The organism is Bacillus sp. Bwzl_19 (assembly GCF_054900515.1).
On record NZ_CM142729.1, the window covers coordinates 2,958,556 to 2,982,205 of the forward strand.

A 23,650-nucleotide genomic window follows, 5' to 3' on the forward strand; every position below is an offset into this window, starting at 1 on the left:
CGCCCCGTTTTCTGCTTCAATTATTTCGTGAAACTTGATTTTGAATAATCCGCGCCGAGCCATTTTTCACTCAGCCTTTTCAATGTACCGTCCTTCTCAAGCTTTTGAATCGCCCGATCCGTATCGTCCGCCAGGGTTTGGCTGTTTTTATTGAACATAAAATACACTTCTGTATCCAGCAGCACATCACCGACCGTCTTTTGTTTGAACGCGTGCGTCTTATTTTGAAAATCGACGGCAAACGGCGTAGATACGGTGGCGTCAGCGCGTCCTGTCTCAATTTGGTTCGCTGTATCATTGCTGCCCTGCCCGGCGTATTTCAAATGTATCGGGCTGCCGTGGGCTTTGTTGTATGCCGTCATATAATCCGCCGCGTTTGACGTCGCGCCGACGATGACGGTTTTTCCTTTTAAATCCCGGAGCGTGTGTATCGCGGCATTATCCGCCTTCACCGCGATGTACATCGGCGAGTAGTTATACGGGATTTTGTGATACAAAAAGCGTTTCTCCCGTTCCTTGTTTTTCGCCATATTGTGCGCGATCACGTCAATTTTCCGGTTTCCGAGACTTGTGAGCAGATTCGAAAAATCCATCGTCTTAAAGACAAATTTGTATTGCGGCAGCTGTTTATCAATGGCTTTCATCACTTCAATGTCATAGCCGGTCAGTTCGCCTTTTTCATCCATAAAAGCAATGTTCGGAAAATCAGTTCCCGTGCCGACAATGACGGTCTGCACGCCGCTCCCCGCTTTCGTGCTTTCTCCTTGTCCGCACCCGGCCAGCGCGCCGAGCAGCAGAAGCAGACAGCCGGCTCTGATCCGCTTTTTCATTATTGCGCCCAGGTCGGTGTGCCTAACAGCGACGCGTCAAACCGCTCCGGTATGAGCACCTTTCTCATCATGACCCCGATGTCTCCGTCTTTCTCCTGCTCAAAATACACTTCATAGCCCCTCCGTCTGTACATATCCAATAGCCAGGGATGCTTGCGCGCCGAGGTGCCGAGCGTGATGGCCGGGGCCTTCAGCGTATCCCGCAGCACGTGTTCCTCCACATAAGTCAAAAGTTTGCTGCCGATGCCCTGCCCCTTCAGCTCAGGAAGCGTCGCAAACCACCAGACAAACGGATATTTTGACGGAGGTGTGTCACTCTCCCACGGAAAACGGATCGTAATGGTTGAAAGAAGCCGTCCGTCCCGTTCCAGCACGACGGCTGAATGATTTTCAATATTTTCTGTTACCATATCAAGGTCAGCCCGCGCCGACGGCCAGTCAATCTCCAAATTGCGGATCGGCTGAAACGCGCTGTACAGCAGTTCTAAAAACTCGGGCGCATCCTTTTTCTCAGCCAATCGAAATATGTCTTCACTCATTCCGTTCACTCTCCCCCGCAAATATATATAATTCCAATTTGTTTACTGAGCTTTGATTGTTTATACTATAAAGCAAACTGATTTGTTTGACTAATCAAAAAAATTAAAGGGAAAGTTCAAGAAAATTAATGAACAGCCGGGAGGGGATTTCGTTGGAATTACGCACCATTAAAACGTTTCATACCATCGTACAGTCAGGCAGCTTTTATAAGGCCGCCGAAATTCTGAACTATTCACAGCCGACGATTTCAATGCGGATTAAACAGCTGGAGCAGGATGTAGGCGCGCAGCTTTTTGAACGGGGAAAGAAGCTGAAACTGACAAGAGCGGGACGGCTGTTTCATGAGCGGGCCGGGCAGCTTCTCGCACAGTATGAGGTGCTTGACCATACTCTGGCCGATATCAGACAGGGCCAGGCCGGCCTTATTCAGATCGGCATATCCGAACCGACGGCAAGCCTGATCTTCCCTGCCGTGCTGCGGGGTTTCTTAAATGATTATCCGGACATGTCGGTCAATGTCAGCGTGGACGACGCCAATACATGCAGCCGCAAACTGCTGGAGGGTACCATTGATTTTGCAGTATGCGGCGAGCCGGAGCTGATTCTGGAAAATTACTTCGATCCGTTTTTCCATGACTCGCTCAATGTCATCGTGTCCGACAGACATCCCCTTGCAGCCAAAACAAGTATCAATCTCGAAGACTTAGAAAATGAATGCCTGATTTTCACGCCCGCCAACTGCCCGATCCGGATTCAAATTGAACAGCACCTGCAGCGGGCCATCGGCAGCCGCTATCGAAAAATGGAGCTGACCAGCAGCATGGCTCACCAATATTATGTCAGGGAAAATATCGGCGTCTCGATCTTTACGGCGACGGCGCACTCAGAGCCGATCGGAGGCACGAAGGTCATTCCGATCCGTAACTTAACGATTTCACCGCCGGTCGGGCTGTTGACAAACCAAAAAGAAGAGCATTTTGACTCCGCCACAAAAGATTTAATCAGCAGGATCATCAGCCGGTTTCAACGTGATCCGCATTAAAAACCCCCGCCACTTTGCGGGGGTTTTTGTATATTCATCTTATATAATGCTCCGCACTAAGCCGCCGTCGATCCGCAAAGCAGATCCGTTAATGGCTGACGACAGCGGGCTGCTTAAAAAGGCGACAAAATGGGCGATCTCCTCCGGACGGATCAATCGCTGAATGATCGACGTCGGACGATTTTCCTTCATAAATCGTCTCTCCGCTTCAGCCACTGTCAGGTTTTCACCGGGATAAAGCGACTCCAGCATCGTTTCGACGCCCTCTGTTTTCGTGGAGCCCGGCATGACCGTATTCACCGTCACATTCGTCCCTTCCGTGAGCTCGGCCAGACTGCGTGACAGCGACAGCTGCGTCGTTTTCGTGGCGCTGTAATGGGCCATTTCCTGAGAAGGCATGACGGCCGCTTCACTCGCGATAAAAATCACCCGCCCTTCCTTCCGTTCAATCATCCGCTTTGCATACCGGCGTGTCAGCCGCACGCCGCTCATGATATTCACCTCGAAAAACCGGAGCCACTCCTCGTCAGGAATATCAAAATATTCCGCGGGTTCAAAGATTCCTAAATTGTTCACGAGAATATCCACATCAGGATACTGCTGAAAAATCTCGCCGCATCCTTCCGCCGTGCCTAAATCGAAGGCGGCCGGGTAGAGACGGGCATCCGGCGTCTGTTTCTCTAATTCCCGAATTGTTTCGTTTACCTTTTCTTCACGGCGGCCGTTAATGATCACCGCCGCACCTTCCGCAATCAGAGAAGCCGCAATCGCCTTCCCGATGCCTGACGTCGATCCCGTCACAAGCGCCGTCTTCCCTTTCAACTGCAAATCCATCATCCATTCCTCCCTATCACAAGTTCTTCTTATATATGGTCAGAAATCGAAAGCCTGAAACCTTCCGTCCCTATTATCGGATAGAAAAATGGATGAGGGGAAGTACGCACTTTTTAGTGCCTGTCCGTTGTCCCGGCTGACGGCTGCTCAATTTGAATGAAAAATTCACCATCTAACTCTTCCTGAGCCTTTTTTAATATCCTTAATACATCATCAGCATCCGAACCCAATTCCTTCTGACTGGTCTCAAAATTCTTCCACACCAAAGTCAGTGGAAATTCTATCCAGCCTGTCAGACAATCCCATAAGGCATTCAGATTTTCACCATAATAGTCCGGGAAATCTAATTCATCTTTTAAGATTCGGTGTAAAACTTCTATACTTGTAACATCTTTTCCGTCTATGATAACTTTCATATCAATTGCTCCTTTATTTCAGCATGAAAAAACCGCAGTGCGGTCATATGACGGCACTGCGGTTTTTGTGTTATGTATGGAGACGGTGGGAGTCTATTATACTGCATTTGTATATTTTTAAAAAGGTGGATAAACGTTGATAAATAAGGTTTTTCGTTGTTTTTAATTTCAGTGGATAAAACTATTTTTTTATCTTTTTGTTACCAAAATGTTACCGAAAAAACGGCTATCAGGGTATAATTGAACAAAGAGAACTCGGACGTAATAAAAGGGGTGAGAGCAATGAATTTCAAATATCATACGCCAGTAGGTATATGCTTTGATCCTGCAATTGGGATGAAATACGATCCGCCAGTCGGAATGAGTATCGGGCGGGAAGTGAGAGTGGGACGATAAAAGAAGCTTATCATGAACATTAACAAAACAAGGGGTTTATTGTGCAAGCTCGCGCGTATTCTTGGCGATGTTCAAGCAACCAAAAACGGCACGCTCGGAAAAAGGATGGCCCGTCGCGCTGTAGGAAAAGCAACAAATAAAATGATGAGAAATTTGTTTAAGTAGAGTCAAATAAAACCCCTCACAAAAAGAGAGGGGTTTTTGTCTATTCAACCGAATCAATATTCGGATCAGCTTCGGAAATCCATGTCTTCGTTTTAGTTGTCTTATATTTTCCTTTTTTATATATCTTTGTTGTTGCTTCGTATTTCGCTTTCGTGTACCTAACGATCCATTTATATTTTTCTGTGGATTTTAAACGAATATCACCCTTTGAAGCAACATAACCTGTTACCATGCTTGTAAATGCAGCAGCCGCAGCTCCGCCTAAATTAAAGGTTGCAGTCAAATATCTTGTAATATGCCACATGCCACCTGATGCCGCTGAAGCAACTACATAAGCCGGGATAGTATAATCTGATTTGAATTGCCCGTCCCATTTCGCTTGTACATCAGATTTGTTTTTCAAGACATTGCTTGAGTCATATAAATCTATTCCAGCAGTATGATATACCATCAAATTCTCAATGCTTGAATTCGGGTCCAAAGATTCGGAAACAGCAATATCTTTCCTATGATCCTCTTTCTTTTCTGTTGCAAAAGCCGAAGTTATTCCACTAAACGCAAGTGACAACGAAAGAATACCGACCGTCAAAGACTTATAAACTTTCAAAAAAATCCCTCCACTTGGTATTTTTTCTTGCGATTACCAGTATAAAGGTTCGTTTTTGTAAACGCTACCTTTTTTTAGAATTTATGTGCTATTATTTGAAAAAAGGAGTGTGAAAAATGAGAGAGTTGATCATGACAATACTTATTGCTTTAATTTGTGGTGTTATTGTTTATTATGGTAGTTCCTTGAGTTTTCCGCTACTATTCATTTTTTTGTTTATTCCAATTTATATTATTATGAAGATTAATGAGACTATAAAAAAAAGAAACAATGAAAACTCATGACAATAAAAAAAGCCCTCTCAGAGGGCTTTTTATTTTAATAGGGCTTCGATCTTCGCCTTTGTCTTCGGCCCATAGATGCCGTCAGCAGACAGGCCATACATGGACTGGAATCGTTTGACCGCATTTGCTGTTTTGGCCCCGTAATAGCCATCTATTCCGTTGTTCTTTGCTCCTTTGTCCGGATAGTAATAAAGAGCCGCCAACGCTGTCTGTATTTGTTTTACGGCTGCGCCCCTGATTAACGGGTTTGTGACTTTGAAAACACCATCAGGCAGGGGAAATTTTGGTTTATTGTTTGTTTTGGGCTTTGCTGCAGCCTTCTTTTGTGCGCCGCTTTTCAGCTCATTATCACTCTTAATATAGGAGACATTCACATATCCGTGGAATGTCCGGCCTTTAGAATTTGTGTACTCAACATACCCCCATCCGTTGACAGTTGATCCAAGCTGATATTTTACAGCTGTGCCATTCGGAAGGTTAAGCACCATAGAAGAAGAGGCGCTCCGTTGCGTACGCAAAACAAGGCCATCGCTTGAAACCACCGTGTTTTTGATAAATCTTCCTGTGTCTGTATGGGTAACATCTGGATTTGATACAGGCACCGTTACAACCACACCACCCATTCGCTTTTTAACACGGGTTTTAAAATCGGCAAACCCCTGCGAGTTGCTTACCCATGGCGCCGGGCAGATTTTATGTGTAATGTCGTAATGTCGCACAATGTCATTGATTGGATCAAGTTTATACATTTTGCACAGCTCGGCACAAACTTGTTCTGCGCGGGCAATGGTATCAGGATGGAAAGTTCCGTCCTTTTCGATGCAAAGCTCCACGCCTACAGACAAGAAATTCGCATTCGGCTTCAGCGCCGCGACACCCCGGTATGGCTGCCCGTTGACGAATTGCTGAACGTCATTCGCATGATAGGCCACCTCATTCAACGGAATGATGCAAATAGCCTCTGTACGATCGACAAAGATATGTGCAGATGCAAAGGTCTGTTTTTTCTCAGATAGATTTCTGTTCTGTGCGGGGAGCGTTTGACCAAAGTATCTATAATGATTGGCAGCAGACGCGCCGGGGTTTGCCGTGTAATGAACGGCCAGTTTCTTCACGCCGTTGTTTTTGATTCCCGGCCGCGTCCATTTGTTAATATCAATATATTGGTTTCTGAATGATGACATAAAATCTCTCCTATTCTGTTTTGAAATATAAAAGAGGCTGCCGAACGGCAACCCCTCATTTAATGAGTTTGTGGTGTTTCAGAATGGATTTCTGTTTATGGCCTTTCTCAGTCACGTAGTTATTTTTAAACCACGCTGTCAACGTTGTACCAATTGTAAAAGCCGCCGATCCGACGGTATACAATCCATTCACAAGTTGAGTGACCTGACTGTCTGTAATCTCTAGCGGAGATTTTCCAAACATCAGCATTGTTTGGTTAATTAATGCAATAAAAAGAAGCACAGTCCGAATGACCGTACCTCTGTCTCTCATATTCAACATGAAGAATCCTCCTATTTTTCAATTTTCATTTGAATTTCGTCCAGCTTATCAATGACAATTTCATATTTATCACTGAATCTTGCTAAAAGCTCATTTTGAGAATCAATTTGCCCGTATAACTTCGCCTCCCGCTCTCTGCTCGTTTTCATGACATAATACAGCAGGGAGCAAAATAACACCGCAAACGGCCCCTGAGTCATCAAATACTGCATGATATCCATTTCCATTGTTGACGTCTCCTTTTTGACAAAATAAAAACACCTATTCGGTTACAGGTGCCGTTTCATTGTTCTTTACTTGTTCACTCTCAGTAGTGCTGCCAGTTGACTCAGAAGACCCGGCCGAGGGTGTGGCATCGCCTGCCGTTTCCGTTGACTCTTCTCCGTAATCCTTTCCGGTAATCTCCTTAAATTGATCGGGAGTAATGGCGCCGCCTTCCACACAAAATGAAATATCAAAACCCCATTGATAATAAACCTGTGCATCTGCATATGTTGGAAAATTCATGTGTTACTATTCCCCTTTCTGTAATGTCATGACTGCTTTAGTCAATTGAATAATTTGATCTTGCATTTGCTTGATGGTTTGACTATCCGTAATGTGCTGCTGCACAAGGGAAACAATTTGCTCTTGGGCCTGCTCCATTGGGCCGGGCGTATTCAAATCATTAATGACGGGATTTTGATAATCCGGGTTAACAATCAGTGCACCATCAGATAATTTGTAACGGAACGGATTGGAAATAAATTCAGCCGTGGCAAATTCATCCGATATCTCAATTGCTTTATCCAGTTCCCCCACCAATGCATAAGCTGCTACTTCGTTGTTTTCATTTAGGACAATTTGCAATTAAAAGACCCCCTTGATACTCGAAATATAGATTTCGGGGTTACTGATTTCCATTTTTTCAGTATCCAGCGAAAGACATTCTGTAACAACTAATGTCTTTCCGTCCGTGTACTTCAGTCTGATTTCATCTTGATACATGCCTTTCCCGTTGCTTTTTAGGCCGGCATTGTTGATATAAAAAACAGTATCGACCGGGACGGGGCGCTGCGTCGAAACATAGTAATAGTCCGTTTTAAAATGGACTTCGAAAAGGAAATAACTGAAATTCGAAATGTCTGCAGCAAGTTTAATAGTATCCCCCGCTTTCGCGCTCCCTGAAAACAATAGAACCGGTGATTTTGACACCCAATTACGATAGGCTCCCTGATATTTTTCAATATGCCAATCAGATCCCTGCAAAGTCACTAAACCATTATCCTGATCACTGAAAACGGCAAAAATAAATCCATTTGCATTGTCGCCGTTTAATTTAGGCGGCAGGTTTTGAGTTGTGGAATTATACCGATAAACGCCGGTACTGATAATGTCATGAATGTCTGCTAAAACAACGGGTGTTGTATCCATTTTGTTAACGATAGCTGTATCAATCTTTTGTTTCATTTCTCCAAGATCAGCGGACACGCTTTTTCCCAAATTATCAACTACGCTGTTGAATTGACTAATTTGATCATTGAGGGTTCTCATATCATTTTCATATTGGCCGGTGGTGACAATATCACTGTTTTGAATTTTAGTATTAAGCGTGTTTAATTGCTCTTGCAATGATTGAATCGTTGTTTTAGTGCCCTCTATGATATTTTGTGTTGCGTCCTGATCTGATTTGATCTGTTCTAAAAAGTTGTCATAGGCTTGTTTAAGCTGCGTCTTCAAATTTTCAAAATCAGAAATAAAAGATGCTGAATTGATACCCATTTCCACTTTATTTTCAAGTACCTTGATTTTAAATTCTAATGTGGTGTCTGTTTGACTGTCTCGGCTCACTTTAAAGAATGCCTGTTCATATTCCCCCATGGCTGCAAATGCTTGGTAAGGGAACACATAACGAAAAATACCGCCCTGGGCATTAAGGACAATACCGCCGTTTGTATCAATAATATGCGTACCGTCAGGCTTCAGCCCTTCGAAAGAGACAGTTTTCCCGGTTAGATCATAAGGCGTACCGTTTGATATGACTGATACCGTCACCGCTTTTAAACCGCCGTCCCCCACTCTTCCAATGATAAGCTGCTGGTTAATTTGCTCTAAATGCGCCTTGCTAATATCAAAAACTAAATCTTGATTTGCCATGTTTTAAACGCTCCCCTTATCCGTAGTAGTAAAAATAATTCCGGCAAATTTCTTGGAAAATAATTTGATGCCCGATCTCGTTCGGGTGCAGCCCTTCTGACATACACATCTTTCTGAATGCAGGATTGTAAGGATCAATTAAATCCGTATAAAACATGTCAGCATACGGGACAGAAAGCAGCGTACACACTTCCTTTTGTGCATCCACATAGTCGGCCAATGTCAGGCCCAATTTGTTTTTATCCGTATCCCGGCGGACTATTTTTCCGTTTGTAATCTTCGCTTGTCGTGTGGCAGTCATCACGATGATCTTACAGCCTTTATTTCTCATACGGAGCTGTTGAATGACTTGATAAAAACCGCCGTAGAATTTTGTAATGTCTTTTTCGTCTGTCCCTACATCAATGCTGTTACACCAGTCATCATCCGTTCCCTGTACAATGACAACATCGTTCCCGGACGTTTTAAGAGCCTGCTGATAGATATTGTTGTTTCCGTTATTGCTCATGTTAACGCCACTGACAGAAAGGTTTATGACCTCGGCCCCCGTCCGTTCTTTCAAGATATCCCCAAAGCTGTATTGAGCGCGTAGCCCGTGGGCCACACTATCCCCCAAAATAGCGATTTTCTTTGCGTTGAGCAGATTGCTTTTCTTAATAAAATCAACACTGATATGGCCGCTGTCGGTGATATTTAAAAGCTGATTTAACTCATTACTATTTTGTGAGTATGCTGTTTCCGCCGCGATTCGTTCCGATAACGTGGCGTGTTTGACGTTTTTACTGTCTGTCTTCGCCTGCTCCACTTGCTCCGTAACCTCTAATGGTGACATTTCGGGAGCAATTAATGCCCTGATTTCTCTATACATTTCTTCATTATTTTCTTTGATCTTTTGCTCAATTTCTTTCATATTACTATCGGATTGAAAATTGTTTAGAGCATCTTCAATCTTGGTGAAATTGCTATCCAGCGCATCACGAAACTCACCACCAAGACTTGTTGGTAAGTCTTTATTTAACTCAATCATAAATCTTCCCCTTTCTTCATCACACTCAATGTACCATCATCATTTACACCAATGAGAAACGCTGTCCCATTTGGTGACTTTAATTCCAATGATTGTTCACCGAGCTGCATAGTCTTTTGTTTGTCTTCATCTGTGTAATCATTTTTAGAAAGTGTATATCCTGATTTTTTATCAACTTTACTATCTAAAGCTAATTGAGTAGCCGTGTTGATATCATCGGGGTTAAATCCAATTACAGCGCTCATATGTGTTTTAGGGTAAAACGGAACATTCTTCGAATCCCTCAACTGCACAATATCAGTCATTTACCTCACCTACTTTTTCCAAGATCAATCTGGAATTCCAAGTGATTGATACAGCATTTTGGATATTGTTGATAATCGTATTTGTCTTACTCGATTTCTGATATGCTAAGTTAGCCTTTTTAGAAATTTGTTGTTGAACGGATAACATGTCCTTTTTAGCATTACTTAGTGTTAATTCAATTGGTTTAGAATCATCAAACGGACTATCCTTGATCCCAACAATCGGAACATCGACATCTAATGCCATAGGCTCTATTATAGCCATCCAAACCTCCCCAATTTGCGGAGTGTCTTTCCCATAATAGTTGAGGGTGAATGTGGTTTCAGGTACATCTTGAAGTGCCTTAAGAGCTTGCTGATCTGTATACTTTTTTGTTGTTGCATCTGTGTCCGTTGAAAGATCAACCGGTTCACTAAACGATTCCCCAAACCTTGAAACATTGGGTGACGTGTATATGTAAGGTTCAAAGAAATAGTTGTCATGTTGGTCTTTATAAGGGTAAACCCAACACATTGTGCGTATATTTGTTTTGTCTAATGACAAGTTAATATCATCCGTATTGTACAACCAGCGAAATTGCTTTTGTGTCAATTGCTTAAAGTTGGCTTCGTCCATAAAGATTACTTTTTTATTGTCCGCCTTAATAAAACATTCAAAGGTATCTATTAGGGTATTGATAAGAGTTACGGAATCAGAGTTTCCGAATTCAGTAATTTTTTTCTTAATCTTGAACGTGCCTTTGATTTCATAGGTATAACCATACTTGTTTCCTTTAAATAAGTAATCAAGATACTCAGCCAACGTGTGCTCAGGTTTACTTTCTTCGTCGTAATCAGCATCCAACACATCTTTAGGTCTTATTTTCTTTTGAATTTCAAAATAAACATGAGTTGCTGTAACACTAAGTGTTTGAGAATTCCCGTTTACTACTGGATTAATTTGTTGTATTACAAACTCTTGTCCATTGACAATTAAAGACGCATCGTCACTTTGAAGAAGATTAAACACAAATTCGTTGTGTTTTGTTTGGACTATGTTGAATGTTACTTGCCAGTTAGTTAAATTGGTTTCAACAGTCCGTTCAAAGTCTGAAAACCCTGTAACAATTTCTTCATAATCTTTAGTCTTAACTAAAAGGATTTCCATAAAGAACACCTATAAGTAAAGGAATCTTGTATTAAAAGCTATTACTGGGTTTGAGCAACCTGTAATTAAAAATTGATTCCAACCTTTAGCAAGAGTAATGACACCATGATTTGTGTCACGTCCACATCTCGAATTATTCAAATAGGGATCAAACCCATCTAACAACAAAGCATCTGAAGCATTCATTTCTTTATTTAGTTTAAAGACATCGCCTGTAGTTTTGTTTGTGATAACAGGTTTACCTACACAAGTTAATGCAATTTCTAACATGTTGTATTTCAAAGGATTAATTGTAATATCCGAAGCATTGAACACTGAAAACTCACTTGTGTTAAACACATATGACAGTTCTTTATCTGAAGGTAAATTCATACCGATTTGCCAGGATCCATCATTAAAAACAAATGGTGCTTCAAGAGTGGTTTTCACTGCTTCCCTAAAACCCGAAGGCAAATCAAATTCAACTGTAAATGACATATCAACCATGTTAATTCTGGTCGTTTCATATGGTTTCGCCAAAACTCTATATCGGATACCAGGCATTAACGATGTTCTAATATGGTATGCTTCTCTTTCAAACAGGAAGGCATGAATAGCTTTACATCCTAATTCAAAATCAAATAAATCCCTTCCTTTAAATAAAAAATTGGCGCTTACTGTACGAGCACCATAAGTTGCTTTACCGGCTTCAATTTGACCATCTAGCCCCGGATTAGTTAAATAATTCTGGGTTATTGATGGAGCAGATACTGTCATATCTAAAAACTGCAGACCACGTAGGTCTACAGTTTCAGATAAAAGTTGCTCTTTTCCGTTTTTCTCAACTATTAAATCTTGAAGTATACTCACCTTTAACCCCCTTGCATGTAAGAATTAATCCCTAGAGCATTTCCATTTACTTCATTCAAGAATTTGGCCAACGTTTTAAGAATATTCCCTTCGTTGGTATTCATATTTTGTCCTATGGCTGATTGTAACAATTGATTAGTTCTTTCTTGAGAGAACAGTATCTTGGTAAGAAGGTCTTCAATCTTATTAGTGTTAGACTCAGACTTCTTATTAGGCAATTGTTCAATTGAAGCATTTGCCATCTTTTGCAATCCGTTTATAGCTGCCGTTCCATCTATCGGGATAATATTTTTTGTGATGGAATCCGAGACGTGAAGGGCCGCCCGCGAAACGTTGCTGATGCTGCCAGTCAGACCATTCACAAGACCATCACCAAAGAAACCCATAAGCCGCACTGCAACACGAGAAGGCGAATGAATATCTAATCTCTTCCGGATTGAATTTTCGATATTGTGTGCGATTTTCTCGGCAGCAGATGAAACATCCTTTTGACTCTTTTTCAACCCATTTACAATTCCGCTTACAAAATGGCCGCTGAGTGTTATCCCGGTGCTTTTATATTTTTTATTGGCCGATTTCATGGCATTTCCCAACGTATTTACGGCATCATTCACGCTTGATTGATATTTAGCCTTTGCTGTTTTTAAAGCCTTGTTAAGATCAGTTTTTGCACCACCGTATGAGGTTGTGAGATCACCCAAAGCATTTGCTGTCTTGGTCTTTTCTGAGTACGCTCCTTTGTAAGACTTCCAATCACTTGCGGACAGGCTCAATAAAGCCTCTACATCTGCATTTGCGGATGGCCCTTGCTGCAGCAATTCATTAATCATTTTTTTAGAGGCGCCACGCCGCTGTAATTTCTTTATATTCGCTGTGAATTTTTTATAAAGAGAATTTTGTGATTTAAGATTACGCAGCAGGCCCACCCCGGATACTTTCGATTGTTCTGCCTTATCAAACATTGCAAAAGTCGTGTACGCCGTGTTTCTGTTTTCATTCAAAGCCGATTGATACGTTTTTTTCGCATCTGCCACCGCATTGTTATATGTTGTTCTGATTGTTTTCATTGTGCTGTCAAACTTATTAATTGCGTTGCCTATCGCGTTATTATAGGAGCTGATTTGCTTTGCAATGGCTTTACTTGACGCACCAATTGCCGCAACAATGCGGTTACGTTGTGTCGCTGTTAATTTATGATTCTTTTGAATGGCTTCAAGTCGTGCCCTTTCGGTTTTGGCTGAAATTTTCCCGGCCCTGTAATCTGTAATGATCGTTGAAATGCTGTCAGAAATTTTCTTACTGAGTTCAGCCGCTTTTTTCTTTGCCGCTGCTGCAGCCTTTTGTTTTTTTGCCTCCTTACTCAGTGTTTTGTTGTTGGCCGCCGGCCGTGTCACATACTTTATAATGGTTCTCGTTTTTGTTTTCTTTGAGGAACCCGATTTTGTTGAATGACTTTTGGGTTTTTTCCGCCAATATTCTTTTACGTAGGTTCCGTTATCTCGGTAATAGCCATCAACCCAAACCTCATTTGTCCCTTTCGCAAAGTGCCCCACTTGCTCTTTAAACGCTTTAATAGACGGCCATACTTTCGTGCCTTTTGGTAGGTTTGCGAAAAGAGTCGGCACGTTCGGACTTACACCAAACCGGCCCTGTGGCGTTAAATATGGTTCACGCTGCCCGCCGTCGCCCAAAACTGCCGGGCCGCCGTTATGATGATCCGTACCGGTAGCATATCCGATGTATTTACGTCCATGAGCCAGCGCCTTAATGCCGGGTACATTCGCGATCCCGTGATACCTTGATTCAATATATCCGATTGCTGACGCTACCTGATCTATCGGGTTAAGCCATTGTTTATGACCAGCCTTGGCATAAGATGCAAACGTTGTTTCAATCATCTGCATTAACCCTGCTGACGGATGACCGGCTCGCCAGTTTGAATCCCATTTGTTTATATGAGAACCAGCCGTCCCACCGGATTCATGTATCGCTATTGTCTCTAAACCTTTTTCCCATGCGGCGCCGCTTACGCCTGCAATTTTCATTCCTTTTTTGACCCATGATTTCAGGGAGCCGGAAACCTTCACATCGCCGGTATCAACTCCGCCAGATACAATGTCAGTCAGTTTGTCTTTCACGCCGCTGATAATCTTTTTAATTATCCCTTTTCCCATATCAAGGACGGAGCCGCCCAGCTTCCCAAGCGCGGAGCCGGCGAATTTAGAAACAACCGTATTTAATAATTTCGTCGGATCGGATAAATAATCATAGATATTTGATCCAATGTCTTTAAGTTTGCTCCAGCCGCCCTTAATAAAGTCTTTTGCAGAACCAAGCCATGTACCAATTGAAAATTTCGGCAATGCCCCGCTTTTCATCAATTGTTCGGTTTTATCACCGCCTAAAATTGACGTGCCTTGCGGTAGGTTTACGATGGTATCTGTGTTTGGAGATAAGGCCATTTCTCCATTGGGAAAACGCATTAGTTCATGTTTACCGCCATCACCAACATGAGCAAGCCCGCCAGCGAATGCGTTCGGATCACCCTGCCATGTTCCTTTTGCGAAGTAAGGAATGTGTTTCATTTTAACGTCGTCGATTGTTGGCATATCTACCTTTTTAAGAACCCAGTTTACACCGCCAATGACGCCGTTTGTTACACTTTCTACGCCATCAATCAGTTTGTTCCCGACAAAAATCCCGGCGTTTCCAAGCGCTTTAGCTCCGCTTTTAATCCCGTCAGCCATTTTTCCGGGCAGTTTCTTAAAAAAAGAAATAATATCCCCGCCGACTTTAGAAACCTTTTTCCACATCTTCCCTAGCGTTCCGCCTGTTATTTTATTCAAGAAATTAAATCCGGCCTTGAAATGTGATTTAACAAGCTTCACGCCCTTTTTAACAATATCTTTTACATCGTCCCAAAGTTTGTCCCATCGGCCATGAAAAAAATCAGAAAAGGTTTTTAGAATGCTCTTAATCAATTTTGTTGCGCTGTTAAATTCGTCCTTTATATCCCCCCATGTATCGCCAAAATGCTTAGACAATCTTGTAAAAAGCTTTTTGCAGTATTTGACCGATGAAGAAAAAGCTTTCTTCACGCCCGACCAAACAGAGTCAACCACTTTTCGGAATCCCTTAAAGTGTTTATACGAATAGATAACTGCAGCTACAAGCAGGCCAATAGCCGTAATAACAAGCCCGATGGGATTCGCTTTTAAAGCAACATTTAATACTCTTTGAGCGACCGCCCATGCTTTTGTTGACGCTGCCGCGACCCTTTGAGCTGTTGCCACTGCAAGTATTTTCACTTTTTGTGCAACCCAAATACCCCCTGTTTTCGCAAAGGATAGAGACGCTTTTGTCATTGTTTTTATGCCTTTTGCTGTAGCTTTTGAAGCTACACCAATACCGACAATTGTTTTTTTGATACCAGTAGCAGCAAGACGAGCCGTCCATTTAAAAGATTTTCCGATGGCCTTACCGGAGGCAGTAATCCCCCGGCCCGCAGCCTTAACACCTGACCACGCCAGTTTTCCAGTCCACTTAAACGCTTTGCCGATTCCTTTTCCGAAAATCTTAATTAATGAGCCGGTTTTCTTCACACCGCTCCATACCAGCTTGCCCGTCCATTTGAAGGCTTTTCCGATCCCTTTGCCAAATATTTTAATAGCTGAACCGGTCTTCTTTACGCCGCCCCATGCCAGTTTTCCAGTCCATTTAAAACCCTTGCCGATCCCTTTTAAAACTTTGTTGGTCTTCGTTCCTTCCAATCTTGCATTTTTGAAGAAGGTAAAAGGTGATTTCGCAACAAAGGAGACGGCCCGACCTAAACCCATGAGGCCGGACGTTGTAATGCTGATAGCTTTAAACACAGCCCCTAAACCAATAGCAAGAGGCGCGAATACTGCAGTCAGAGCCGCAACGGTACCAATTGTTTTCTTTGTTTTGGGTGACAGATTTTCAAATTTCACAAGTAATTTATTAAGATGCTTTACAAGCGATGTCACAGACGGCAGCAGGGTTGCTGATACTTCCATAGCAAAGTTTTTGGATGTTTCTTTGAAAATATCAAGCTGTTTTTTCCCTGACTTCATCATGCGGTTTGTAACGGTTCCGGCATAATCCGTCTTTTCGGCATTCTTGATTTTCGCAGAAAACTTGTCCAGGTGCTCCCCTGATTCCGTCATTAAGGCGGTAATAGTAGGAAGAGAAGTCCGGCCAAACATGCGGGAAAGTAAATTCCCTTTTTCCTCGGTTCCCATTCCTTTTGTTTTTTCGCGCAACTGTTCCACAACTTGGGACAATCTTAACAAGTTCCCGTGTGAATCGCTTGTTTTTAGCCCAATCTGTGCCATTGCTCCGGCTGCCTGTTTTGACGGCTTAACAAGGCTTGCCATAACTCCACGCAGGCCAGTACCGGCGGACGTCCCTTCCACGCCGCGCCTTGACATGACTTCAAGGTATGCCGCCATATCTTCCATTGAGTAGCCGACGGATTTAGCATAATCCCCTACATAGTTCATGGAATAGCCCAATTCTGTGAATTTAGCCGATCCATGATCCGCCGCGTAAGTCATGGCGTTTGTAACTCTCGTCGTGTTCTCGGCCGTCTTTGCCGCTGACTTTGACTTGTCAAAAAATTGCTCCATGACGTTCATAGAAACTTTTGTTGTTTCTTTAAATTCAGATCCCGCAGCCGTTGACGCTTTAATCATTTTTTCAACCGCAGCAATGGCCTGCCGGCCTGTATCGCCTTTACGGATCATGGTTTCATACGCATCACCGATTTTTTGAACAGAAATACCGTATTTTCCGGAAAGCTCCGTCGCTTGCTTTTCCATGTCTTTTGTAATCTCGCCGGCTTCTTTCGCAGATTCTCCATCAGATTCAAGCAAGGACTTAATGTCCGTCATTTTCCGTTCAAATTCAACGGCCTGCTTTGTTCCGTAAACAAATGCCCCTCCAATGCCAAATGTGGCTGTTGTCATTGAATGGCCGGCACTCGTTAATTTATCACTGGCCCGGTTCACAGAATCCCTTAATTTGTTGACATTATCGCGAAACGTTAAACTGAGTTTTGAAGAGCTGCCTACTTGCCGATTGAGTGTTTTATACCGGCTGACAGCAGATGCTTGTGCCGCTTCCAATTCCAAAATGGCTGTGCGTTGCTTTTTGGTTGCGATATTGTCGGCGCCTTTTTTCTCTATTAATTCCTGTAGTTTCAGCTTTTCTTTTTCAATAAGCTGGTTACGTTCCTTAATCTGATTTCCAAGGCCCTTGTATTCTTCTTTATTGGCCCGGAGCGCTTTGCCCTGGGATTTGAATTTGTTGATCGCTGCCGTTGTTTCCCTTGTTAATAAAGACAGGTTTTCCCGTACAAGGCTTGTCCCTCTCTTTTGATCATTCATAGCGATCTCAGTATCTTTCAATTCTTGACGGTAAAGCGCCTGCCTCCGGGTTGTATTGTTGATTTGATTTGCGTAACGCATAGCCGCTTCGCTATTCTTCCCATACTTTTCAACGGCCTTGTTATACGATTCTGTCAGCTTTTTAACTTGTACGTCTTGTATCTTGATCGTCCGGCTTAATCCGTCATACTTTGCGCCCAACATGCCTAATTGATCCCCGGCATTTTTAAAAATTTGAAACTCAGCTTTCCATTGGCTGGTAGATGCCGCAACAGTGTTTTTAATAGCCGTTAAACTTTGCGTTACTTTTGTTCCATCTAAACCAACTTTAATGACAACACCCTCGGCCATGTTCTCCCTCCTTTCTTACGTAATCGAATTAAAGAATTCTTCCCCCGTCATCACATGCGCGTCTTCCGATAGCACATCTAAAAGGCCGTAATAATCTGCTTCGTCGATATCACGAAACGACCATCCGGCCTCCATCAAATTTCTATACATTTTTTTAAAGTTTCTGAGGGCCTCGGCTGCTGTTACTCCTGTGCCTTTAGTACCACTTCCTTTAAGCCCTCTTCCTCGTTTCCCATGACGATATCCATAATCCCCTCAATTGTTCGCATAAGTTTACGTGCGTCTATTCCATCATAAATAGAATCCATCGTTACTTTTTCATCACTGAAAACATCGGCAACGAACGTGACCATTTTATCTAAACGTACCGCCTCTGACAGATTTTCATTTTTATCCATTTCATCCTGCAATGCCAACGCTTCACGTACTTTACGACTAGATATAAACCCCTGTTCATAGACTACTTTTTCACCTTTTTGATTGAGTAATTCGATTCTTAACATGTTCATTTCTCCTTTTCGGTTTCAATTTTTCGGATTAAAAAGAGGCCGGGATTTCCGGCCCTGCAAAGTGTGATTTTATGCAGCTTGTGTATCAGAAGGACGGATAAATTTTTCCCATGCTTCCTGTGAAAAATCTTTATCCCCCTCGTTTGCTTTACCATAAACCAGCCCGTCAGAAGATCGGGCAATAAATTCCCCTGAAATTTTATCTTGCGCCGTTTGTACGTTTGCATCATTTGTCTTTAGATCGGAATCCGGCGCGCCGAACATTCCTTTTAACAGACCAACATGGAGCTTATTTCCGTTTATATCAGATGATAAGCATTCCACAGACACAAACGGCGGCTGCGTATCCTTTCCAAGCTGATAGATGCCGTTTACTTTTTTCATACCGGTAATTTCCGCCATGCAGTCATCCGGTAAATTATAAATAGACAGCTCGCATTTCACATCTCCGGTGCCTTTTGCTGAAACATCAATCGCCATATTTGACGCGTAGTTTTTCGTTTTAGTCGGTGCCAGCCCCGTGATATTTGCCTCAACAACCCCGTTTTTGTCTTGCTTCCCATCCAACACATATTTTTTATCTGTTGCTTTTTCGTTTTCATCCAAGACGGTAATAACAATAGATTCAAAACCCACCGTTGCCATTCATCATCATTCCTTTTTTTTGTATTAAAAAAAGCCACTGGCTGACAGTGACTAATTCACACTTGTTTTTTTGAATTTTGCCGTTAAATAGAGCTTTTCAATATCCGGATCAACGGATATGTAACTCTCGAAAGAATAAAAGCCGTTTGACTCAAAGTAACCATTTAGTAAGTCGTCATATTGTTCAGCCAAACTATCGTCATACTCATACCAAATTTGTATTTGCACAGACGTTTGAATTTCTCGACTAAAATTACTTGCATATCCCGCCCTTTTGTTGAGAATATGACTTATTTTCACAATGGCGTTCTTTGCGTCTTTTAAACCCGTGCCGTCCGGGAGGACAACCGGAACCGTATGCATAAACACGTAATCCTCATTAATCATTAACGGGTTGTCCTGAACAGTGAGAAGGTCATAAGCTTCAGTCAGTAAGCTCATAAACCGGCAACCTCCGTGTCAATGACGTGCTGCATGGTTGCCGTTACCGTCTCCCTTGTTTCTGCCACGGTTTTCTCTGCGAAATGCTGCGGCGGCTGATGAATTGTGCCGTCATTTACAAAATGGGATCTCCAAGCCGTATCCTTTCCATAGCCAACCGTTACCTCGCCCAATTTGTCAGGCTTTGAAATTACGATATCGTCACGCATATGTTTAAACTCATGGGATTCCCCTGTTTTAGCCTCAATTTGCCGCTGTGCTTTCCATTTCCGGTCAGATTCATTCTCGTAAGGGGTATTTACCTTTAAAGCTTCTTTAACGATCATAGCGCCCGCTAATGTCGCTTTTACGCCTCCACTTTTTGTCCGGTAAGCCACTTTACGGAGTTGAGCATCTAAACCGGTCATATCTACTTCCACACTCATGTTATCGCCTCACAAATGATGGTTTTCCATTCGTAATTAACGGTATCCGGTTCAATGTCTACGATTTTGTATTCTGTTCCTTTATGGGTGATCGTCATATCATTTGTAATTTTAAAAGGAAGATTTTGACGGACAACAAATGTTATTTTGTTGGCAATGCCTTCCCCCAGGTTATTAATTCGATCTTTTAAGCGTTGCCGCCACACCGCGGCCCAAACCGTAGCAACCTCAACAGGTCCCATTTTCGGCACTCCGTTAATTTTGATTGATTTTTGAACATTAAACGTAATTCGCTCGTTTAAGTCACCTGTTTTCGCGATTGGCACCGTTTTTTACCTCTCTTCTTGTTCTTGCAATTGACGTAAATACTTGCCTTTCAACTGTATGATAGAGGGCGTAATTCCAAATGGGATATCACGCACCTCTACGCCGTTTGAAGTAGCAGACCGGTTTTTATAATAGTGATCCACCAGTCTCATAACCGCCACGTCAAAAATAGGGTTATCATCGTAAAAACCAGCAACCTTATCCCCTACAGCAGAAATAAGGGTGTCAGCCGCAGCCTTAATATATTTCTCCAATAATTTGTCATCAGCGTCAGTATCGATCCTTACCGCCGCTTTCACCTCGGACAGAGATACTGCCATTTATCTCACTCCCTTACCCTGCTGTTGTTGCGGATGCTGCTGGCGTTTCATCGGCAATACCTTTAAAGCTCGCAAAAACAACCGCTTCCTCATCCCACAATTTCACGTCGAACCGGTCAATAGCGCGGATTTTGGTTTGATCTTTTTCAAAAGCGCCGGCGCCGATATTTGTCATCATGATAGAAAGCTGTTCCCGGTCAAATAAAACCACAGCCTCTTTTAAATCACCAGCAAATAGAGGGTAAACAGGCGCTTTATCTGTTCCACCGTTTGGTAAATATTTGTCTGAAATAACCTTGACTGGCTTATTCAATAACATTAATTCTGTTGGGTTCTGCGGGTTCGGCTGCAGCAAATAACGGCCGAATGCATCTTTAACCTTGTCCAAAACATTAAAGCCGCTTTGATTTGTAATAAAAGATGAAGTCAGTTTGATAGCTGGATCGAGTTCCACATTCATAACGTCTTTGATATCATCCACATTTGCAACGGTCTTTTTCTGTGCATCAGGCAGGCCGTTTAATACTTGGATAATTTTTGCGTTCCGCGTTGCTGTTGATTTTTTCGCCAACCAATCAGTAATCCACGCGATAATTTGTTCTGCCGACTCTTTTAATAATGTGTTAGTAATGGTTGAAATGCCCGCATACCGCTGAATTAAGTATCTCAGAATGCTTGCAGATGGATCGTCATTCTCGTTTATTTCATCGCTTTCATTGTCGATATTTTTAAACGGTGTTACATCGCTTAATTTTTCAATATTTCGGCTTCCTGAAAGGGACGTTACCGGCACCACATTAACGTATTGTTCCAGGGCATCAAACTGACGTTTTAGTTTGTTGACCGCAGTTTGGATATCTTGCGGGATCGTCAAGCCAATCCCTTCCCCGTTTTCATCCAGTTTGGTAGTCACGGCCGCGCTCGGTCTGCCGCTTAATAGGTCTTTAAAATCCTTTATAAATTGGTCTTTTACATCCGCTGCCGTAGAAGGGATAGACGGGGCCTGTTTCGCTTGTTTAATAGCCGCTTTTTCGGCTTCTTCCATCTGTTCTTTTGCAATGTCTCGTTTCGCCTGAGCTGCTTGTAGCTTTGCCTTTAAGCCCTCGACTTCCTCCGCGGTTACTTCATCGTCAACAAGTGCAAGCTGTAAATTGTGTTGTGCATCAGAAACCCGCTGCCCCGCATTAATCCAAGTATTTTTTAGGTCTTCATATGTCATCGTTTAAACTCTCCTTTAAGAATCTGTAATTTCTTATTCAGTAATTTTGGTTGTTTCGCGTCTATAGATTCAGGTTCTTTGAGTGCGTGCGGCACATTTCGATAACGAGAAAATAATGCAGAGGAAACGCAAGCTGCCGCTTGGTTTGCTGCTGTAATTTCATCCGCAAGGCCGTAAGAAACGGCTTCACTAGCAGATAACCACGTTTCGTTATCCATCAAAGAATCTAGTGTTTCCTTTGTCAATTTGTCGCCCGCTTTTTCAAGATAGGACGCTTTCATAGACTCGGAAATTTTGTCAAGGACATCAGCCTGCTTTCTCATTTCATTCGCATTTCCCATCGCTATTGTCCACGGATTATGAACCATCATCATAGCGTTTGAGGGCATAAAAATAGCGTCACCCGCCATTGCGATGACACTTGCGATTGAAGCAGCTAACCCATCAATATATACGTTAACGAATGCTTTATGCTGTTTGAGCATGGAGCAGATGGCCACGCCTTCAAATACAGAGCCACCGGGCGAATTAATGTGTACATTTAAAACACTCATATCTCCCAAAAGGTCTAAATCCTGCTTGAATGAGGCGGCTGAGGTATCTATTTCATCCCATTCATAACCGCTTGTGACCACTTCGCCAAAAATAAAAACATCCGCGCTGCTGTCACCGGATGCCTTCATACTCCAATACTTATTTTTCGCCTGATTTTTTTTCATTTTTGCTTTCACCCCCTTTACGTTCAGAAACCGGCGTTTCGATTGGGTACAGGTCGCCGCTAATCCATAATTTATTAGCGTTTTCATCAGGATCGGGTGGCTGCCCTTCCTCTAATCTCACCTCATTGGGGCGCATCCACGAATTTCTCACTGCCGCTTGATAGTATTTTTGTCGGGTCTCTGTATCACCGCGCAGCAGTGAGTTGACAATAAAAGTAAACTTATAGCCTCTTCGCTTTTGATCCGGTGTCAAAATCTTTTTGTTCAGCTCTTCTTCATATTGTTTGAGGGTAGGCATCAGATTGTTTGTTACAAATTCTAAATTAAGCTGCTCTAATGATGAAAAGCTAGATGTATTATCACCTAAGAAATGCTCAGGCACGTTGTACACCATGGCAACACGCGATCTTGTCACTTTATCAATATCAATCAATTTCGGGTCTACAACTTGACGCTCAACCCGTGTAATTGTGATCCCGCTTTCCTCGACCAGCAAACCGCCATTATCTCGATAAAATCCCGCTATTGCTTTGATATGTGCTTCCTTTTGCTCTTCATCTAAGCTTCCATCAAACCTTACAATAAGCCCCTCATTTGTGCCGTTTAATTGATTCATAGATATTTTTCTTACTTCGTGATCATAGTCAATCGTGTTCTTTAACAAGTCAATTGGGTTCATCCCCATAACTTGACCGAACCGCGCATGTTTAAAATGGAGCATTTCACTATAATGGACATACATTGTTTGTTGATTCGGTGCATTATCAACGGAGGAAACGGCGTAATACAACTCACCAGACGTTATATCAAGCACTGGCTCACAACATCCCGGCTTTACAAGGGCCATATCAACAATTTGCCCGTTCACATTGCGGAATAACTGAACAAAAGCATTCCCCTTTAAATTCCGGATTGTTTCAATGTCTCTAAAAAAATCGAATCGGGTAAAGTATCGCGGCCCATCCCTCAGCAAATTAAAGCCGGCACAATCAGACGGCTGCTGAAAATTGTCATCAAATAATTTTAACGGCAGACTAGCAAACGTATTTCCCAATCGGCTCACTGCACTGAATATCGCTTCGTTCATATCTGAAGCGCTGCTAAAATAGTCACCTTGGAAACTCATGTGATGCGTAACCGGTTTTTGAAACGTAACCCGGTTAAAAAAACGTTTAAAAATCTCCTTTAATCCCAAAGCCTCA

Annotated in this window: 27 protein-coding genes; 1 reads left to right on the plus strand and 26 read right to left on the minus strand. The window is 42.6% G+C overall.

Annotation, left to right across the window (positions count from 1 at the left end; translation table 11 throughout):
- Positions 1-20: 20 nt before the first annotated feature.
- Together ACW5MY_RS15720 and ACW5MY_RS15725 are read right to left on the minus strand one after the other, a co-directional pair.
- Positions 21-830: an amino acid ABC transporter substrate-binding protein gene (locus tag ACW5MY_RS15720; protein ID WP_289393907.1), complete on the minus strand. Its 810-nt coding sequence runs from the start codon at positions 828-830 to the stop codon at positions 21-23.
- Entirely contained in the window at positions 830-1,369 is a 540-nt protein-coding gene (locus ACW5MY_RS15725; protein ID WP_013353621.1) for a GNAT family N-acetyltransferase, read from the minus strand. Before ACW5MY_RS15725 ends, ACW5MY_RS15720 begins: the two co-directional genes overlap by 1 nt.
- Positions 1,370-1,521: 152 nt before the next feature.
- Between ACW5MY_RS15725 and ACW5MY_RS15730 the strand changes: the two genes are divergently transcribed.
- Positions 1,522-2,412, plus strand: coding sequence for a LysR family transcriptional regulator (locus tag ACW5MY_RS15730; RefSeq protein WP_013353622.1), 891 nt, complete (start codon positions 1,522-1,524; stop codon positions 2,410-2,412).
- 39 nt (positions 2,413-2,451) lie between these two features.
- On the opposite strand, the gene ACW5MY_RS15735 is transcribed toward ACW5MY_RS15730, so the two are convergent.
- The 24 genes from ACW5MY_RS15735 to ACW5MY_RS15850 all read right to left on the minus strand — a co-directional run bounded on the left by ACW5MY_RS15735 (position 2,452) and on the right by ACW5MY_RS15850 (position 23,643).
- Positions 2,452-3,246: an SDR family NAD(P)-dependent oxidoreductase gene (locus ACW5MY_RS15735; RefSeq protein ID WP_041481675.1), complete on the minus strand. Its 795-nt coding sequence runs from the start codon at positions 3,244-3,246 to the stop codon at positions 2,452-2,454.
- 113 nt (positions 3,247-3,359) lie between these two features.
- A complete protein-coding gene (locus ACW5MY_RS15740; RefSeq protein WP_013353624.1) occupies positions 3,360-3,662 on the minus strand; it encodes a barstar family protein in 303 nt (100 codons plus the stop codon).
- 601 nt (positions 3,663-4,263) lie between these two features.
- On the minus strand, positions 4,264-4,830 hold the full coding sequence (locus ACW5MY_RS15745; protein ID WP_289393909.1) for a hypothetical protein: 567 nt from the start codon (positions 4,828-4,830) through the stop codon (positions 4,264-4,266).
- A gap of 313 nt (positions 4,831-5,143) precedes the next feature.
- A complete protein-coding gene (locus ACW5MY_RS15750) occupies positions 5,144-6,298 on the minus strand; it encodes an N-acetylmuramoyl-L-alanine amidase (RefSeq protein WP_289393910.1) in 1,155 nt (384 codons plus the stop codon).
- A gap of 55 nt (positions 6,299-6,353) precedes the next feature.
- A complete protein-coding gene (locus ACW5MY_RS15755; protein ID WP_289394468.1) occupies positions 6,354-6,617 on the minus strand; it encodes a phage holin in 264 nt (87 codons plus the stop codon).
- Positions 6,618-6,631: 14 nt separating this feature from the next.
- Complete coding sequence (locus tag ACW5MY_RS15760; protein WP_013351487.1) at positions 6,632-6,847, minus strand: BhlA/UviB family holin-like peptide; 216 nt, start codon at positions 6,845-6,847, stop codon at positions 6,632-6,634.
- Positions 6,848-6,881: 34 nt separating this feature from the next.
- Positions 6,882-7,127, minus strand: a complete 246-nt coding sequence (locus tag ACW5MY_RS15765; protein ID WP_270354875.1) for an XkdX family protein — start codon at positions 7,125-7,127, stop codon at positions 6,882-6,884.
- Between the two features lie 6 nt (positions 7,128-7,133).
- Entirely contained in the window at positions 7,134-7,469 is a 336-nt protein-coding gene (locus ACW5MY_RS15770) for a DUF2977 domain-containing protein (RefSeq protein WP_013351485.1), read from the minus strand.
- Entirely contained in the window at positions 7,470-8,756 is a 1,287-nt protein-coding gene (locus tag ACW5MY_RS15775) for a phage baseplate upper protein (RefSeq protein WP_045507543.1), read from the minus strand.
- 16 nt (positions 8,757-8,772) lie between these two features.
- The gene (locus ACW5MY_RS15780) at positions 8,773-9,666 is read right to left on the minus strand and encodes an SGNH/GDSL hydrolase family protein (protein WP_353131735.1); all 894 of its coding nucleotides are present in this window, start codon (positions 9,664-9,666) and stop codon (positions 8,773-8,775) included.
- Between the two features lie 113 nt (positions 9,667-9,779).
- Complete coding sequence (locus ACW5MY_RS15785; RefSeq protein ID WP_013351482.1) at positions 9,780-10,088, minus strand: hypothetical protein; 309 nt, start codon at positions 10,086-10,088, stop codon at positions 9,780-9,782.
- The gene (locus ACW5MY_RS15790) at positions 10,081-11,235 is read right to left on the minus strand and encodes a prophage endopeptidase tail family protein (RefSeq protein WP_013351481.1); all 1,155 of its coding nucleotides are present in this window, start codon (positions 11,233-11,235) and stop codon (positions 10,081-10,083) included. Before ACW5MY_RS15790 ends, ACW5MY_RS15785 begins: the two co-directional genes overlap by 8 nt.
- Positions 11,236-11,244: 9 nt before the next feature.
- Positions 11,245-12,084, minus strand: a complete 840-nt coding sequence (locus tag ACW5MY_RS15795; RefSeq protein WP_289393912.1) for a phage tail domain-containing protein — start codon at positions 12,082-12,084, stop codon at positions 11,245-11,247.
- A 2-nt stretch (positions 12,085-12,086) separates the two neighbouring features.
- Entirely contained in the window at positions 12,087-17,843 is a 5,757-nt protein-coding gene (locus ACW5MY_RS15800) for a phage tail tape measure protein (RefSeq protein WP_289393913.1), read from the minus strand.
- A gap of 15 nt (positions 17,844-17,858) precedes the next feature.
- The gene (locus ACW5MY_RS15805; protein ID WP_013351478.1) at positions 17,859-17,993 is read right to left on the minus strand and encodes a hypothetical protein; all 135 of its coding nucleotides are present in this window, start codon (positions 17,991-17,993) and stop codon (positions 17,859-17,861) included.
- A 32-nt stretch (positions 17,994-18,025) separates the two neighbouring features.
- Positions 18,026-18,346 carry a phage tail assembly chaperone G gene (gpG, locus tag ACW5MY_RS15810; protein WP_289393914.1) on the minus strand — a complete coding sequence of 107 codons (321 nt, stop codon included), beginning with the start codon at positions 18,344-18,346 and terminating at the stop codon, positions 18,026-18,028.
- Between the two features lie 75 nt (positions 18,347-18,421).
- Positions 18,422-18,997 carry a major tail protein gene (locus ACW5MY_RS15815; RefSeq protein ID WP_013351476.1) on the minus strand — a complete coding sequence of 192 codons (576 nt, stop codon included), beginning with the start codon at positions 18,995-18,997 and terminating at the stop codon, positions 18,422-18,424.
- A gap of 51 nt (positions 18,998-19,048) precedes the next feature.
- On the minus strand, positions 19,049-19,438 hold the full coding sequence (locus ACW5MY_RS15820; RefSeq protein ID WP_014471615.1) for a hypothetical protein: 390 nt from the start codon (positions 19,436-19,438) through the stop codon (positions 19,049-19,051).
- Positions 19,435-19,863 (minus strand): HK97-gp10 family putative phage morphogenesis protein, encoded by a 429-nt coding sequence (locus ACW5MY_RS15825; protein WP_013351474.1) that lies wholly within the window; start codon positions 19,861-19,863, stop codon positions 19,435-19,437. The genes ACW5MY_RS15820 and ACW5MY_RS15825 overlap by 4 nt, the downstream gene beginning before the upstream one ends.
- Complete coding sequence (locus tag ACW5MY_RS15830) at positions 19,860-20,189, minus strand: phage head closure protein (RefSeq protein WP_289393915.1); 330 nt, start codon at positions 20,187-20,189, stop codon at positions 19,860-19,862. Before ACW5MY_RS15830 ends, ACW5MY_RS15825 begins: the two co-directional genes overlap by 4 nt.
- Before the next feature lie 6 nt (positions 20,190-20,195).
- A complete protein-coding gene (locus ACW5MY_RS15835; RefSeq protein WP_289393916.1) occupies positions 20,196-20,510 on the minus strand; it encodes a head-tail connector protein in 315 nt (104 codons plus the stop codon).
- Positions 20,511-20,523: 13 nt separating this feature from the next.
- Positions 20,524-21,729 carry a phage major capsid protein gene (locus ACW5MY_RS15840; protein WP_289393917.1) on the minus strand — a complete coding sequence of 402 codons (1,206 nt, stop codon included), beginning with the start codon at positions 21,727-21,729 and terminating at the stop codon, positions 20,524-20,526.
- The gene (locus ACW5MY_RS15845) at positions 21,726-22,448 is read right to left on the minus strand and encodes a head maturation protease, ClpP-related (RefSeq protein WP_045507553.1); all 723 of its coding nucleotides are present in this window, start codon (positions 22,446-22,448) and stop codon (positions 21,726-21,728) included. Before ACW5MY_RS15845 ends, ACW5MY_RS15840 begins: the two co-directional genes overlap by 4 nt.
- A complete protein-coding gene (locus tag ACW5MY_RS15850; RefSeq protein ID WP_270354869.1) occupies positions 22,423-23,643 on the minus strand; it encodes a phage portal protein in 1,221 nt (406 codons plus the stop codon). Before ACW5MY_RS15850 ends, ACW5MY_RS15845 begins: the two co-directional genes overlap by 26 nt.
- Positions 23,644-23,650: the final 7 nt, after the last annotated feature.

Excerpts from the sequence above, each read along its gene's own strand:
- ACW5MY_RS15775 (WP_045507543.1), bottom strand. The coding sequence starts at position 8,756 with ATGGCAAATCAAGATTTAGTTTTTGATATTAGCAAGGCGCATTTAGAG.
- ACW5MY_RS15735 (WP_041481675.1), bottom strand. The coding sequence starts at position 3,246 with ATGGATTTGCAGTTGAAAGGGAAGACGGCGCTTGTGACGGGATCGACG.
- ACW5MY_RS15820 (WP_014471615.1), bottom strand. The coding sequence starts at position 19,438 with ATGAGCTTACTGACTGAAGCTTATGACCTTCTCACTGTTCAGGACAAC.
- gpG (WP_289393914.1), bottom strand. The coding sequence starts at position 18,346 with ATGTTAAGAATCGAATTACTCAATCAAAAAGGTGAAAAAGTAGTCTAT.
- ACW5MY_RS15725 (WP_013353621.1), bottom strand. The coding sequence starts at position 1,369 with ATGAGTGAAGACATATTTCGATTGGCTGAGAAAAAGGATGCGCCCGAG.
- ACW5MY_RS15805 (WP_013351478.1), bottom strand. The coding sequence starts at position 17,993 with ATGTATAGAAATTTGATGGAGGCCGGATGGTCGTTTCGTGATATCGAC.
- ACW5MY_RS15800 (WP_289393913.1), bottom strand. The coding sequence starts at position 17,843 with ATGGCCGAGGGTGTTGTCATTAAAGTTGGTTTAGATGGAACAAAAGTA.
- ACW5MY_RS15815 (WP_013351476.1), bottom strand. The coding sequence starts at position 18,997 with ATGGCAACGGTGGGTTTTGAATCTATTGTTATTACCGTCTTGGATGAA.
- ACW5MY_RS15720 (WP_289393907.1), bottom strand. The coding sequence starts at position 830 with ATGAAAAAGCGGATCAGAGCCGGCTGTCTGCTTCTGCTGCTCGGCGCG.
- ACW5MY_RS15785 (WP_013351482.1), bottom strand. The coding sequence starts at position 10,088 with ATGACTGATATTGTGCAGTTGAGGGATTCGAAGAATGTTCCGTTTTAC.
- ACW5MY_RS15740 (WP_013353624.1), bottom strand. The coding sequence starts at position 3,662 with ATGAAAGTTATCATAGACGGAAAAGATGTTACAAGTATAGAAGTTTTA.
- ACW5MY_RS15835 (WP_289393916.1), bottom strand. The coding sequence starts at position 20,510 with ATGGCAGTATCTCTGTCCGAGGTGAAAGCGGCGGTAAGGATCGATACT.
- ACW5MY_RS15840 (WP_289393917.1), bottom strand. The coding sequence starts at position 21,729 with ATGACATATGAAGACCTAAAAAATACTTGGATTAATGCGGGGCAGCGG.
- ACW5MY_RS15780 (WP_353131735.1), bottom strand. The coding sequence starts at position 9,666 with ATGAAAGAAATTGAGCAAAAGATCAAAGAAAATAATGAAGAAATGTAT.
- ACW5MY_RS15765 (WP_270354875.1), bottom strand. The coding sequence starts at position 7,127 with ATGAATTTTCCAACATATGCAGATGCACAGGTTTATTATCAATGGGGT.
- ACW5MY_RS15825 (WP_013351474.1), bottom strand. The coding sequence starts at position 19,863 with ATGAGTGTGGAAGTAGATATGACCGGTTTAGATGCTCAACTCCGTAAA.
- ACW5MY_RS15750 (WP_289393910.1), bottom strand. The coding sequence starts at position 6,298 with ATGTCATCATTCAGAAACCAATATATTGATATTAACAAATGGACGCGG.
- ACW5MY_RS15760 (WP_013351487.1), bottom strand. The coding sequence starts at position 6,847 with ATGGAAATGGATATCATGCAGTATTTGATGACTCAGGGGCCGTTTGCG.
- ACW5MY_RS15845 (WP_045507553.1), bottom strand. The coding sequence starts at position 22,448 with ATGAAAAAAAATCAGGCGAAAAATAAGTATTGGAGTATGAAGGCATCC.
- ACW5MY_RS15790 (WP_013351481.1), bottom strand. The coding sequence starts at position 11,235 with ATGGAAATCCTTTTAGTTAAGACTAAAGATTATGAAGAAATTGTTACA.